The following is a 13,483-nucleotide window of genomic DNA, read 5'->3' on the forward strand; positions in this document are numbered from 1 at the left end:
ACGTGGCGGAACCACCGCGCCAGAACATCCTGTTGGTCGATATCAAGGGCTCGGGCCGGGGCGACGACGTGGTCCGGCGGGTGCGGCGGCGCCAGATGTACGAGACGGTCGCGTACGCCCTGGAGGCCGCCGAGGTGGGCACGGCCGACCACCGCGTGGAGGACCGTGGCGACGGCGTCCTGGTGCTGGTGAGCGCGGGCGTGTCGAAGGTGGGTCTGCTGCGCGCCGTGCTCGCCGAGATCCCGGCGCGGCTGCACGCCTACAACCGGCTGGCGGACGAGAGCGCCCGGGTGCGGCTGCGCGTGGTGCTGGCGGCGGGCGAGGTCGCGCTGGACGAGGGGCCAGGCGTGCTGGGGGGAGCGGTCGGTCGGGACCTGGACCAGGCGTTCCGGCTGCTGGACGGCGACCCGCTGCGGGAGGCGCTGCGCCGCCGCAGGGGCCGACCCGCCGGCCTGGAGGACGCGCTGCTGTGTGTCTCCGACGCGGTGTTCCAGGGCGTGGCACGTCACGACCACCGTGGCATCCGTAGTGACGCGTTCCAGCCGATCACCGTGCCGGGGAAGGAGGGGCTGGTGCGCGGCTGGGTGTACGGGGTGGGCGCCCCCCGGGCCGGGGAGCGGACGAGGGACACCCCGGAGCCGGCCGGGGCCGAGCCCGGCCGGGCGGCCGTCGAGGCGCCTGAGACGGCTACGGCTGCGGCGTCTCGCGGCGGCTGTGTGGCCGGGGACGTCCATGGCGTCCCGGGTGGCCGGGTCGGCGGGGATGTCGTCATGCGTGACAAGATCGTCGGCCAGCGGCGGAGCCGGGGTGAGCGGCCATGACGGCGCCGGAGGCGAAGCCGGCGGGCAGCGCCAGGCCCGGGCCGGGCGGCGCGGCGGGGCGGGGCGGGCGCACGGCGGGGCGGGACCCGGAAGGCGGCCCCCGATGACCCGGGAGTTCCCGAACGATCTGGCGGAGCAGTTGCTCAGGGAGGTCCGGGTGGAGATCGCCAGGGCCGACTCCAAGGCGGCCCTGCTGGTGGCGGCGCTCGGGCTCGGCGCCGGGCTGTTCGGCGGGATGACGACGAGCGGCGACTGGTCGCCCGGCTCCCTGGCCGTTGCCGGCCGGGTGTCGTGGTGGTTCGGCGTGCTGGCCCTGATCGTGGCGCTGGCCGCGTTCCTGCTGGCCGTGGCGCCGCGCTTCGGGCCGGACGACTGGACGTCGGAAGCGCCGCTGACCTACTTCGGCGACATCCACCGGGCGGCGCGGCGGGGGGAGTTGCGCCAGGCGCTGACGGCCACCGAAGCGGCGTCCGAGGCCCGGCTGGTCAAGGCCCTGGAGTTCAACAGCCGGATCGCGTCGATCAAGCTCCGCTGGGTTCGGCACGGCCTGATCGCGGTCGCCGCCGGCGTGCTGCTCATCTCGGGCGCCCTGCTCACCGGTTGAGGCCGGGGCGGCGTCCGTATCGGCGGTGGCGTGGTGCTGCTCATCTTCCTCTGCCTCTGCGCGATCGTGGTCGCCGGCGTGCTGACCATGCCGTGGCTGGTCGTGCCGATGCCGGTCAGCCCGTATGTGGTGGCCGCCGCCGGCCGGGCCGGCACGGCGGAGTCGCTGCTGAGCACCCATCCGAGCCTCACCAAGCGGCTGGAGCGCCTGGTCGGCCATCTGCCGCCGCCGACTCGCTGAGCGGCCCCCGCGGCCGGTTGACTTCAACCACGGTTGAACTTCTACCGTGCTGTCGTGGCGCCGCTCGAAGTCGTCGGGGCGTGGCCGTCGCAGCCAAGGAGGAGATGGGACCGTGGTGGACCAGCAGATTCGTCTCGAAGTGATCATCGGAAGCGTGCGGGAGGGCCGGGTCGGCTCGGCGGTGGCCTCCTGGTTCGCCGAACGGGCCCGCGAGCAGAAGGAGTTCGACGTCGGCCTGCTCGACCTGGCGGACCATGAGCTGTCCGACAGGCTCTCGGCGAACCCGCCGCGGGCGACCAGGGAGGCGCTCGCCGAGATCACGCCCCGGCTCGCCGCCGCCGACGCCTTCGTCGTGGTGACGCCCGAGTACAACCACAGCTATCCGGCGGCGCTGAAGACGGCCATCGACTGGCACCACGAGGAGTGGCAGGGCAAGCCCGTCGGGCTGGTCTCCTACGGCGGGCTGTCCGGCGGGCTGCGGGCGGCCGAGCACCTGCGGCAGGTGTTCGCCGAGCTCAGCGCCACCACCGTGCGGAACACCGTCAGCTTCCACCGGTCCAGCGCGCGGGACCACGGCCCCTGGGACGACTTCGGCGACGCCGGTGACCAGGACGCGGCCACCGCCGCCAGGGTGCTGCTGGACGAGCTCGGCTGGTGGGCGCTCGCCCTGCGCGACGCGCGCGCCGCCCGCCCCTACCCGGCGTGAACCCGGCGCCTCATCCGCCCCCGTAGCTCTCGGCGACGGCGGCGAACGCGGCCTTCGGCTCCCAGGGCAGGCCGGGGTAGGTGGTGCCGTGCCCCTGCGCGAGGACCTTGACGATGCCGAGGCTCGCGAGGTCAAGGTCGAGCCGGGGGTCGCCGTCGGGGCGGTGCGGCAGGTTGTCGAGGGCGAAGAGGAAGACGAATGTCGCGTCGACGCCCTCGGCCTCGAAGATCTCCAGCAGTTCGCGCAGGTAGGCGGCCTGTCCCGCCTCGTCGCGGTCGAAGGGGCCGGTCAGCCTGACGGGTTCGCCGGCCGCGTCGTGTTCCAGGATCTCCATGCTGCGCGGCGCGCGGTCGGCCGCGCCGCGCCAGGTGGCGGTGCCGAACCCGGTGATCGCGACCGGTTTGCCGCCGGCGACGAGGGATCGCACACCGTCCCGGAACCGGTCGGCCACCTCGGCCGAGCGGATGAGCTCGACGGCGACGATGTCGAACAGCTCCCAGTCGACCCGCTCGAAGGGGATCGCCGCATAGGTGACGGGGCCGTGGAACGTGCGGCGCACCAGGCGGACGGAGCGCCGCAGGAAGGCGTTGAGCCGCTCGCTCGCCTCGGCGATCCGCTCGGCCCTGCGCCCGGGATCCGCCAACAGCCGGGCGAGTCGCTCCGCCACGCTGTCGCCCTCCACGAACCCCCGGTTCATCAGGGTGAGTTCGACCCCGGCCACCAGCACCACCTCGGCCCCTTCGGCGCGCAGCCGCTCGGCCCTGGCCGCGCAGTCGGCGAAGAGGGCCAGCATCGCCTCGGCGTCCAGTTCGAGCGGGTAGGGCGAGAACCAGACCTCAAGGCCGAGTCGGGCGGCGGCGCGCGCCGCCAGCTCCAGCCGGTCCGGATCGCCGCCGGTGATCTGCACGGCGGTGCAGTGCAGATCGTCCCTGATGATCGCCAACTCCCTGGCGACGCGCGCCGGATCGAAGGTCGGGCGCGAGCTGCCGCCCTGCCGCACGAAGCCGGTGTCATAGGTCATTCCTCTGGCCCGCATGTCGAAGGTCCCTTCTCTCATCTGGACGGGAGGAGACCGTACGCCCAAAACTTGCGTGCGCGCAATATTGCGTCCACGCACCTTCGCTGGCATGCTGGGCGCGTGACAGGCAACCGCGACCCGGGGCTTCGCGAGCGGAAGAAGCGGGCCACCAGGGAGGCGCTGCGCACCGCCGCGCTGCGCCTGGCGCTGGAGCACGGCCCCGAACAGGTCCGCGTCGACGACATCGCCAGGGCCGCCGGCGTCTCGCCGAGGACGTACAACAACTACTTCTCCAGCCGCGAGGAGGCCATCGTCGCCGCCGTCCTCGCCGACCGGGACGCCCGTGTCGCGGGCGCCGTGGCGTCGGCGCCGGCCGGGATCGGCCTCGCCGAGGCGGTCATCGAGGCCGTGGTGGCGCAGTACACCGACCCCCCTGGCCACGGCCGGGAGTTCCTGCGGCTGCTCGCCAACAGCCCCCACCTCCGGGCCTGTTACGCGGATGCGGCGAGCTCGCTTGAGGAGCCGCTCGCCGAGGCGATCGCGGCGCGCGCGCCCGACGCGGGCGGGGTGCGGAGCCGGGTGCTCGCCGCCGGGGTGGCCGCCGCCGTCCGGGTCGCGGTGCGCGCCTGGATCACGCCGGCCGCCGAGGGGCTGGTGGTGGCCACCGGATCACTGCCCGACGGGCTGAGAGCGGCACTGGCCGTGCTCGCCCCCGCGCTCGACGCCGCCGAGCGGCCCCCGCGTTGACCCCGGGTGCCACCGGCGCCCGCCTCGGGGGAATTCGCGGTAGCGATCGGCGGGCGGAGGGCTTTCCCGCTGGGAAGCGCGGAAAAAAACGGGAGGAGAACGAGAGAAGAACCGAGCGGGCGCCGGCGAGGAACCCAAAGGCCCCCGCGGAAAACCCGGCAGGAGCCGTCGGAAACTATCGGGAACCGTGGGGAAAGGGGCTCGATAAGTGCGGTAATAGGCCGGCGAAGAGGCTCGCCCCACCCTCGACGGGAGCCCGGTCCCGCCACCCCCACCCGGCGTGACGGCCAAGGCGGCCGGCGCCGGCCCCCCGACGGCCGCGCGGCCGAAGTACCCGATCACCCGCCCTGCGCCAACTCTCCTGCCAGTAACGGGACTTAGTATGAGATCTCAGCAATGGTGAAGCGATTCCTCAGGCAAAGATTCCCTAAAGCTCGTGTGCCATCCGATGATGCGACAACCGCGTCGCCGACCGCATCGCGGGCCTCGTCTCCGCAGGTGACTACGGGTGCGGGCGGCCAGTTCGCCCCGTTCCGAGGAGCGTCACACCCCCTCTCACCCTCCCGGACCCCGGCCGAGTCGACGCCGCCGGCGGCACGGCGCCGCGTCACCACAAGCGGAACCGCTCGCTCCCAGGCAGGTGGCCGAACCCGGCGACCTCCGGGCCGCGCTCACATCACTACTTTCCGCCACGGCCCGTCAGGCAGCGGTCAATTCCTCAAAAAAGCCCACAAAGAGGGGGGAAACAAGGGCCCGGGGTCACGGAGGCGGCATCGGGTGCCACACCCAGTAGCAACTGTCTGGCCCCCCTTGACGAGGTCCGTCAGTCTCGAAGATCGTGGGTCAGCCCTTCTACGCACGGCGAGTTCGCGGCCGTTGTACGGTCCGATCACAGTTTTGCCAGCGTCCCGCGCGCCAGTGGGGCATGCAGCACCAGTCCGCGGTTGACCGGCCGTAGTCATGCACGCTGGAGGGGGAGGGCTGTGCCAAGCGAGCTATGTCGATCCACATCATGCCGAAGCACACGAAATACAGCCGCGGGGGACAGCAGAACAAGGGCAGGCGAAGGGGTCTTCTTATGCCCGGCCTGCCGAAAACGCCTCGCACATGATTTGCTGCAATTACCGACGTTGTACTCCGACTGCCACCGGGGCTCGGGCCCCGAAGTGGTACGCGTTATACGAAAAGCCCCTCGTAAGAGCGCCACAAACGACTCGATGAATCCCGCCGCCGCCGAGATACGATCCACGATCCGCAACGTGCTGGCCTCTTGGGGCGGACTGGTCGCCGAAGAACGCCGACTGGCGCCGCCGACCCGGGACATACCGACTCTCGCACGCTTTCTGGGCCGCCACATCGAATGGCTGGCCCGCCATCCCGCCGCCGGCGACATGGTGGACGAGATCCGGGATCTCACCCGCCGAGCACGCAACATCGCCTACCCGAACAACGTCCGCCGTGTCCCGATCGGCGGCTGCCCCGACGACGGCTGCGCGGGCGAGTTGGTCGCCCTGATACGGCGTCAGGACGACGTACTGCCATCCGAGATCGTCTGCACCGTCTCCCCCAGCCACTCATGGCCCGTCACCTGGTGGACCAGGCTTGCCCGCCAGATACGCACAAGGCAAGGAGAACGTGCTTGAACGGTAAGAGCGCGGTTGCCGGCCTCACCGCCGACGACATAGCCGGCGTCTGGCACATTCCCAAGGGCACGATCTACCGGTACGCCCACAAGTACCGATGGCGGCGCTACACCTACACCGGCCGCGCCTACTACCACCCCGAGGACGTCTCGGCGACGCTCGACGAGTTGGCCAAGGAGGGACGTTAGCCTACCCCACCGACAACCTCCCACCGCGTGAGCCGCGTTGGTCCCTTCGGTCCCGACCGCGCGTGACATCGGCGGTTCGCCCTCCTCCCGCTGTCGCCGCGTCACCCACCGGGAGTGTGCCCGAGCCGACCGGGCCCATGGCCCGCGTCACCGGATGTCTCCGTCATCTTCGCGATCTCCGCCGTCTCCGCGATTCGGACACGACGCCGTTTCCAGCGCCCACGCCGACCCCGTGCCCCCGCTTCGGCCGAAGTGGGGGCACGGGGTCGGTTTATTCGACGGTTTCCCGGGGCAACCCCTTGCGCCTCAGCGACCCGTGAACCCCTCCGATCTTGTGAACCGGTTGGCTGGAGGGCCACATGAGTCAACCGAAGACACAGGAGCCACAGAAGAGTCTTGACACCCTGCACTGAAGAACATATAAATATACTGGTAACCCTGACTCCGCCCTTATGCCCCCGGCACATGCCTCAATTCCATTCGCCCGCCGGGCACTTGGGCGACCGAGGCGGAGATCACCTCGCCGGAGCGGGGTAATTCCCACCAACTCCCGGGCTCCCCGGGAATTGGCGCGCCCGGCGCGCGTTCCCGTGCCATGCCCGTGGCCGTGGGGCCCCGTGGTCTCCCCGCCGTTCACCCGAGGTCCACGGGCGTGCGGCCCCGGCGGCCACCTGTCATGGCGCGAGCGCGTCGCACCTGCCATGACCTCCCTCCCACCAGGGGGGATCAGCGCGACCCACCAGTCCAACCCGCGGGGCGGCGACCGGCCGACGAGGCCGGCCCTTTCGCCGTCCCGCTCCTCGTGTGCCCGAAGACCTCCGCGTGCCCGCAGGACTCCGGGCCCCGGAAAACCCTCGGGGACAGCCAACCGACCGACACCGGCGACAGGAGCCACGGTCCCGTTTGCATTTCCGGGAAACCGCCCGCGAGTTCTCGGTGGAGCACTCCGGAAATGCATCTCCGTAACGGCGTTACAGCTGACGTGCTGCGGATGGTCCGCAGCATCGGAAGACTGCGAGAAAGACTCTCACGCAAAAGGTAGACTCCAAAGAAAGTAGATTCTAGACATGCCAAGGCTATGCAAGCCGTCGGTGAGTGTGCCGGAATACACCATCACCATGGAAGAAACTCTGGAATTTGCCGAAAGAGTACACGCCGGAAAGCCGCAGCTCCCGCTGGCACTTCGCCTGATCCAGAACACCGGGGTGAAGAAGCGACACCTCGTCCAGCCCATCGAGCAGACGCTCAGCCACCCGGGCTTCGAGGAGCGCAACCGGGTCTACGAGGTCGAGTCCAAGAACCGCTGCCCCCAGGTCATCGAAGAGGCCCTGGCCAACGCCGAGGTGACCGCCAGGGACATCGACGCGATCATCTATGTGTCCTGCACCGGGTTCCTGATGCCGTCGCTGACGGCGTGGTTGATCAACGTCATGGGGTTCCGCTCCGACACCCGGCAGATCCCCATCGCCCAACTCGGCTGTGCCGCTGGCGGCGCGGCCATCAACCGGGCGCACGACTTCTGCCTGGCCTACCCCGGCAGCAACGTGCTGATCGTCTCCTGCGAACTGTGCTCGCTCTGCTACCAGCCCGAGGACGACGGGGTCGGTTCGCTGCTCTCCGACGGGCTGTTCGGTGACGCGGTCGCCGCCGCCGTCGTACGCGGCCACGGGGGCACCGGCGTCGCGCTGGAGCGCAACGCCTCCTATCTGATCCCGAACACCGAGGACTGGATCTCCTACGCGGTGCGGTCCACCGGCTTCCACTTCCAGCTGGACCGCCGCGTGCCGGGGACGATGGAGCCCCTCGCCCCGGTGATGCGGGATCTGGCGACCGACCACGGATGGGACGTCCGCAACCTCGACTTCTACATCGTGCACGCGGGCGGGCCACGCATCCTGGACGACCTGAGCAAGTTCCTCGACGTCGACCGGAAGATGTTCCGGCACAGCTGGGCGACGCTGACCGAGTACGGGAACATCGCCAGCGCCGTCGTGCTCGACGCGCTCCGCAGGCTCTTCGACGAGGAGCCCCCGATGGCGGGGGCCACCGGCGTGGTCGCCGGCTTCGGGCCCGGCATCACCGCCGAGATGGCGCTGGGCACCTGGGCCGTCGACGCGCCAGGCGAGGCCGGTTGACCCCGCCGGGGTGGCGCCGCACCCCGGCCCCCACGCGCCGTCGCGGCGGCGCGTGCGCCCTCTCCCGAATCCAGCGACCAAGAAAGCGCATCAGATGAGCGGCCTCATTCTTCCGCCAGGTCAGGGACGACGCCTGACGACACCGACCCAGGACGTCACCTTCAAGGCCACCGAGTCGGACGGCTCCGCGATATCCATATTCGAGGTGGTCGTCCCGCCCGGGTTCGACGTGGGCGCGCACAGCCACCACCACGCGCAGGAGTTCTTCTACGTGCTCGAAGGCGAGTTGGACCTGCTGGCGTTCGAGCCGGTCAAGCGGACCGAGGAGGGCTGGCAGGACTGGGAGTCGGCCGACGGCGACCGGGTCGTCCACGCCGGCCCCGGCAGCAGCATGTTCGTGCCGTCGGGGACCCCGCACGCCTTCCGCAACTCCACGGACGAGCCGGCCCGGATGCTGTTCCAGAGCTTTCCCTCGCCCGACCACGAGCTGTACTTCGAGGAGATCACCAAGATCTTCGCCGCCGGCGCCGGTCTCGATCCGGAGGCCGTCGAGGAGCTGCGCATCCGCTACGACGTCAGCCAGATCACCCCGTTGCGCTACGACCCGCCGGCGCAGGTGAGCGCCGGTACCGCCGCGAGGAACGGAGCGTAGAGATGACCACGACCCAGCCGATCCCGCTGGTGCACGCCAGCCTGGGCGACGAGGAACTGGCCGCCGTGGCCGAGGTGTTCGCCTCCGGCTGGCCGGCCGGGCAGGGCCCGCAGGGCAAGGCCCTGGAGGCCGAGCTGGCCGAACGGTACGGCGTCGGCGGCGCGGTCGCGACCAGCAACTGCGGCGTCGCGCTCCATCTGGCGCTGCTGGCGCTCGGCGTGGCGCCGGGCGACGAGGTGATCGTCGCCGACTACACCTTCCCCGCGCCGGCGCACGCGGTGCACTACGTCGGCGGCGTGCCGGTCTTCGCCGACGTGCGGGCCGACACCGGCACCGTCGACCCGCGGGCGGTGGCCGACCTGGTCGGCCCGCGCACGGTCGGGGTGATCGCGGTGGACACCGTCGGGCTGCCGGCCGACTACGCCGAACTGCGGGCGATCACCGAGCGCCACGGTCTCTTCCTCGTCGAGGACGCGGCCTGCTCGGTCGGCGCCACCTACCAGGGCGTGGAGGCCGGCGGTCTCGCGCCGGTCGCCTGTCTCTCCTTCCACGGCCGCAAGGGCGCGACCAGCGGCGAGGGGGGCGCGTTGCTCACCGCCGATCCGGCGCTCGCGGCGCACGCGCGGGTGCGGTCGTCCTTCGGCATCGGCAGCATCTTCGACCAGGCGAAGATCGTCGGCCTGCCGATCCCCGAGTTCACCGAGATCGGCTACAACTACAAGCTGTCGGATATCGCCGCCGCGATCCTGCGGGTGCAACTGCGGCGGATCGGCGAGCTGTTGGAGCGCCGCAGCGCGGTCGCCGCGCGCTATGGCGAGCTGCTCGGCGACGAGGAGCTCCTCACGCTGCCCCATGTGCCGGCGGACCGCACCCACGCCTGGCAGACCTACATGGTGACGCTGGACCCGCGCGTGGACCGGGCGGCGCTCGCCGCCGACCTGCGGGGCCAGGGCATCGGCTGCGGCCACGGCACCTGGGCGAGCCATCTCCAGCCCGTCTACGAGTCCAAGCAGCGGTGCCCGGTCTCCGCCGACCTCTTCGAGCGGAACTTCGCCATACCGATGCACGCCGAGCTGAACATGGACCAGGTCGAACGGGTCGCGGACGCGCTCCGTGGCGCCCTCACCACCCACGCGCGCCCGCACCAGGGCTGAAAGGGGCAGCATGACGAACAACCAGCCGACGCCCGAGGCGATTATGCGGCTCATCAACGGCTACTGGGCGACCGGCATCCTCGGCGCCGCGGCGACCCACTCGCTCTTCACCCATCTCGACGGCGGCGCGGACACGGCCGACCGGCTGGCGTCCCTGGCGGGCATATCCGAGCGCGGGGCGCAGACCCTCCTGGACGGGCTGGTCAGCCTGGGCCTGGTCGAGCTGAACGACGGCCGCTACGCCAACACCGCCGAGGCGTCGACGTTCCTGGTCGAGGGCCGGCCGGCCGACCTGAGCAGCTTCGCCAAGCTGAAGCTGACGCACATGGGCGGCATGGTGGACCTGCCCGAGGTGGTCAGGGCCGGCGGTCCGGTGCGGGACGCGGCGGTCGAGGTCGCCGACAACCCGCACTGGGCCGAGGTGGTGCCGGCCATCGCGGCGCAGTCGGTGCCGGTGGCGCGGATCGCCGCCGAGACCCTCGGGCTCGCCGAGGCCGGGGAGATCTCCATCCTCGACGTGGGCGGCGGCTCCGGCATCTACTCGGCGATCTGGCTGGGGCTCAACCCGGCCGCCCGCGCGACGCAACTCGACTGGGGCCCGATCAACGAGCTGGCCACGCGGCTGGTGGCCGAGCGCGGCGTGGGCGACCGATTCACCTGTGTGGACGGCGACTTCCACGCCACCGACTTCGGCACCGACGCCTACGACGTGGCGGTCTACTCCCATATCGCGCACCAGGAGGGGCCGGAGGACAACGTGGCGATCCTCAGCCGGTTGCGGAGCGCCCTTCGGCCGGGGGGCACCCTGGTGCTCTGCGACTACGTCGTCGAGGACGACAGGAGCGGCCCGCCCTTCCCGTTGATCTTCGCCTCGGAGATGTTGCTCAAGAGCAAGCAGGGCGGCACCTGGCGGCGGGCGGACTACCACGCCTGGCTCACCAAGGCCGGTTTCGAGGACATCTCGTTCCAGTCCACCCCTTCGCCGGCCACCCTGGTCTTCGCCCGCTAGGGCGCGTCGGCACGTCGGCGCGTCGGCGGGGGCCGCCCCGGGGCCGCGGTCGCACGTCGCGCCGGATCGGCACCGGCGAGCCGATCCGGTTCGGCAACGCCCTGTTAACAACGCACCGCGCATGATCGGGTACGGCGCCCGCGACAGACGCTCAGGAAGACTTTTGGAGGATGCATGTCCGAGACCACCGAGTTGGCGGCCTACTACGCCGCCATCGAGGCATCCGCCCGGGTGCTCGACGTTCCCTGTTCGCGTGAGACGGTCTGGCCGATCCTGACCGCGTACGAGCACGCCATCGCCGCCCAGCCGGTGATCGCCTTCCGGGTGGCCACCGGCAAGCGGCATGTGGGAGAGCTGGACTGCCGGTTCCTGATGCCTCCCGACGATCTGGACAGCGCCTACTCCCTCGCCGTGGAGAGCGGCCTCGTCCCGGCGACCGACCATCCGGCGGGCTCGCTGCTCGCCGAGGTCCACGAGCGGTTCCCGCTGGACACCTCCGGTATCGACTTCGGGGTCGTCGGCGGATTCAAGAAGACCTGGTCGTTCTTCCCTCCCGACCGGCTCCAGAAGATATCGGACCTCGCCGCCCTCCCCTCCATGCCGCCCGGGCTGGGCGAGAACGCCGACTACTTCAGCAGGTTCGGCCTCGACGACCGGGTGAGCGTGGTCGGGATCGACTACCGGAACCACACGATGAACGTCTACTTCGGCGAGCTGCCCGACGGCTGCCTGTCCCCGGAGAACATCCGGGCGATGCACCGGGACATCGAGCTGCCCGAGCCCAGCGAGCGGATGATCGCCCTCGGCGGGCAGTCGTTCGGGCTCTACGCCACCCTGCGCTGGGATGTGCCGAGGATCGAGCGGATCTCCTTCTCCGTGATGGCCCCCGATCCGAAGGATCTCCCGGTGCGGTTCGACGCGAAGATCGAGGAGTTGGTGAGGAATCCCCCGTATGGCGCGCCCGAGCGGAACGTGGTCTATGTCGCCATGTCAGCGACGGAGGGGGAGTATTACAAGCTCCAGTCCTACTACCGCTGGCAGTCCCAGATGACGGAGCTGATGCTGTTGGCCGAGGCGGAGCAGGACGCCGCCCCCGAGGACGCCGGCGCGCGTTAGCGATTGGGGGATTCCGAGCCGCTCCCCCGGGGGGCGGCGACCACAGACACGCAGGCGGTATTCATCTCCGGCCGGCCCGGTGCCGCCGGATCACGGGAGGCAGGTGAGCCCAACCATGGTCGCAAGGGAATCGCAGCTGGTGGAGCTGGTCGGCGCGGACGGCGCGGCGGCGGGCTCCGCCACGGTCGCCGAGGCGCACAGCGCGCCCGGCCGGCTGCACCGCGCGTTCTCGGTGCTGCTGCTGGACGATCGGGGCCGCGTTCTGCTCCAGCAACGGGCCGCGGTGAAGACCCGGTTCGCGCTGCGGTGGGCCAACGCGTGCTGTGGTCATCCGGCGCCGGGGCAGAGCGTGCTGGAGGCGTCCGAGCAGCGGCTGTTCGAGGAGATCGGGGTGCGGGGCGTGCCGTTGCACGACACCGGCGTCTATCTCTATCGGGCGGAGGATCCGGAGACGGGCCGGGTCGAGCACGAGTACGACCATGTGGTGGTCGGCCGGGTGCCGGTGGATCCGCGGCTGAGCCTGGATCCGGCCGAGGTGGCGGACATCCGCTGGGTGGCGCCCGATCGGCTGCGTCTCGAACTGGACGACAGGCCGCAGGAGTTCTCGCCCTGGCTGGCCGGGGTCCTCGGGGTGGCGACGGAGGCCGCCGGCCGCCTCCCGGAGGCGGCGGCCCTCGCCCACCCGTAGGGCCCGGCCCTGGCGGCCCCGGAGGGTGCTCGGGGCCGCCAGGGCCGGGGGGTCCGTCAGGGCTGGGGGCCCGTCAGGCGGCGCGGCCGGCCTTGAGCGCCGCCGCGGTCTCGACGACGCGGCGAGCCTGGTGGTCGGCCGCCTTCAGGGCCACCTCGGAGGGCGGGCCCTCGCCGGCGACATGGGAAGTGCCGTAGGGGTTGCCCGACTTGAACTGGATGGGATCGGTATAGCCGGGCGGCACGATGATGCCGCCCCAGTGATAGAAGACATTGCTCAACGCGAGAATGGTGGACTCCTGCCCGCCATGGGCGGTGTTGCTCGAAGTGAAGGCCGAGTACACCTTGTTGGCGAGCTTCCCGTGGAACCACAGGGGGCCGGTGCTGTCCAGGAACGCCTTCAGCTGGGCGGCCGGGTTCCCGAACCGGGTGGGGGTGCCGACCAGCACCGCGTCCGCCCAGTCCAGGTCGTCGTGGCCGACGAGCTCGACATCGGCGGTGGCCTCCAGGTGCGGCCCCCAGGCCGGGTTGGCGGCGATCGCCTCCGGCGGCGCCGTCTCGGCGACCTTGCGCACGCGCACCGTCGCGCCCGCCTTCTCGGCGGCCTCGGCGGCGGCCCTGGCCAGCGTGTACACGGTGCCGGTCGCGCTGTAGTAGATGATGGAGAGGTTCACGGATGCCACGAGCGTTCTTCCTGTCGTCATATGGGTTGTTTCCGGGGACGCGGGGCCATGGTCGTGCCGACCGCCCCGCGCGGCGCGGC

15 protein-coding genes are annotated in these 13,483 nt (G+C 71.1%); 13 read left to right on the plus strand and 2 right to left on the minus strand.

The annotated features are described in order from the left end of the window. The first annotated feature begins 2 nt into the window (after positions 1 to 2). From K4G22_RS13900 to K4G22_RS13915, 4 genes are all read left to right on the plus strand, one after another. Positions 3 to 821, plus strand: a complete 819-nt coding sequence (locus K4G22_RS13900) for a hypothetical protein (protein WP_228080547.1) — start codon at positions 3 to 5, stop codon at positions 819 to 821. 103 nt (positions 822 to 924) lie between these two features. Continuing rightward, positions 925 to 1,425, plus strand: coding sequence for a Pycsar system effector family protein (locus K4G22_RS13905; protein ID WP_228080548.1), 501 nt, complete (start codon positions 925 to 927; stop codon positions 1,423 to 1,425). A 30-nt stretch (positions 1,426 to 1,455) separates the two neighbouring features. Beyond that, entirely contained in the window at positions 1,456 to 1,665 is a 210-nt protein-coding gene (locus K4G22_RS13910) for a hypothetical protein (protein ID WP_228080549.1), read from the plus strand. A 115-nt stretch (positions 1,666 to 1,780) separates the two neighbouring features. Next, positions 1,781 to 2,371, plus strand: a complete 591-nt coding sequence (locus K4G22_RS13915) for an NADPH-dependent FMN reductase (protein WP_322785096.1) — start codon at positions 1,781 to 1,783, stop codon at positions 2,369 to 2,371. A 10-nt stretch (positions 2,372 to 2,381) separates the two neighbouring features. Here K4G22_RS13915 and K4G22_RS13920 read toward each other — a convergent pair whose 3' ends face one another. Further along, positions 2,382 to 3,407 carry a hypothetical protein gene (locus K4G22_RS13920; RefSeq protein ID WP_228084078.1) on the minus strand — a complete coding sequence of 342 codons (1,026 nt, stop codon included), beginning with the start codon at positions 3,405 to 3,407 and terminating at the stop codon, positions 2,382 to 2,384. A 102-nt stretch (positions 3,408 to 3,509) separates the two neighbouring features. On the opposite strand from K4G22_RS13920, the gene K4G22_RS13925 reads away from it, so the two are divergent. The 9 genes from K4G22_RS13925 (at position 3,510) to idi (ending at position 12,721) form a co-directional block, all read left to right on the plus strand. Next, complete coding sequence (locus K4G22_RS13925) at positions 3,510 to 4,136, plus strand: TetR/AcrR family transcriptional regulator (protein WP_228080551.1); 627 nt, start codon at positions 3,510 to 3,512, stop codon at positions 4,134 to 4,136. 1,217 nt (positions 4,137 to 5,353) lie between these two features. Further along, positions 5,354 to 5,779, plus strand: coding sequence for a hypothetical protein (locus K4G22_RS13930; RefSeq protein WP_228080552.1), 426 nt, complete (start codon positions 5,354 to 5,356; stop codon positions 5,777 to 5,779). Beyond that, complete coding sequence (locus tag K4G22_RS13935) at positions 5,776 to 5,967, plus strand: hypothetical protein (protein ID WP_228080553.1); 192 nt, start codon at positions 5,776 to 5,778, stop codon at positions 5,965 to 5,967. Before K4G22_RS13930 ends, K4G22_RS13935 begins: the two co-directional genes overlap by 4 nt. A 1,067-nt stretch (positions 5,968 to 7,034) precedes the next feature. Then, positions 7,035 to 8,102 (plus strand): type III polyketide synthase, encoded by a 1,068-nt coding sequence (locus tag K4G22_RS13940; RefSeq protein ID WP_228080554.1) that lies wholly within the window; start codon positions 7,035 to 7,037, stop codon positions 8,100 to 8,102. A 94-nt stretch (positions 8,103 to 8,196) separates the two neighbouring features. Then, positions 8,197 to 8,754, plus strand: coding sequence for a cupin domain-containing protein (locus K4G22_RS13945; protein WP_228080555.1), 558 nt, complete (start codon positions 8,197 to 8,199; stop codon positions 8,752 to 8,754). Between the two features lie 2 nt (positions 8,755 to 8,756). Continuing rightward, entirely contained in the window at positions 8,757 to 9,908 is a 1,152-nt protein-coding gene (locus K4G22_RS13950; protein ID WP_228080556.1) for a DegT/DnrJ/EryC1/StrS family aminotransferase, read from the plus strand. A 10-nt stretch (positions 9,909 to 9,918) separates the two neighbouring features. Beyond that, positions 9,919 to 10,917: a methyltransferase gene (locus K4G22_RS13955; protein WP_228080557.1), complete on the plus strand. Its 999-nt coding sequence runs from the start codon at positions 9,919 to 9,921 to the stop codon at positions 10,915 to 10,917. Positions 10,918 to 11,091: 174 nt separating this feature from the next. Then, entirely contained in the window at positions 11,092 to 12,033 is a 942-nt protein-coding gene (locus K4G22_RS13960) for an aromatic prenyltransferase (protein WP_228080558.1), read from the plus strand. A gap of 115 nt (positions 12,034 to 12,148) precedes the next feature. Further along, a complete protein-coding gene (idi, locus tag K4G22_RS13965) occupies positions 12,149 to 12,721 on the plus strand; it encodes an isopentenyl-diphosphate Delta-isomerase (RefSeq protein ID WP_228080559.1) in 573 nt (190 codons plus the stop codon). Between the two features lie 73 nt (positions 12,722 to 12,794). On the opposite strand, the gene wrbA is transcribed toward idi, so the two are convergent. After that, entirely contained in the window at positions 12,795 to 13,403 is a 609-nt protein-coding gene (wrbA, locus tag K4G22_RS13970) for an NAD(P)H:quinone oxidoreductase (protein WP_425336679.1), read from the minus strand. Positions 13,404 to 13,483: the final 80 nt, after the last annotated feature.

The organism is Streptomyces profundus (assembly GCF_020740535.1).
Taxonomy (GTDB): Bacteria; Actinomycetota; Actinomycetes; order Streptomycetales; family Streptomycetaceae; genus Streptomyces; species Streptomyces profundus.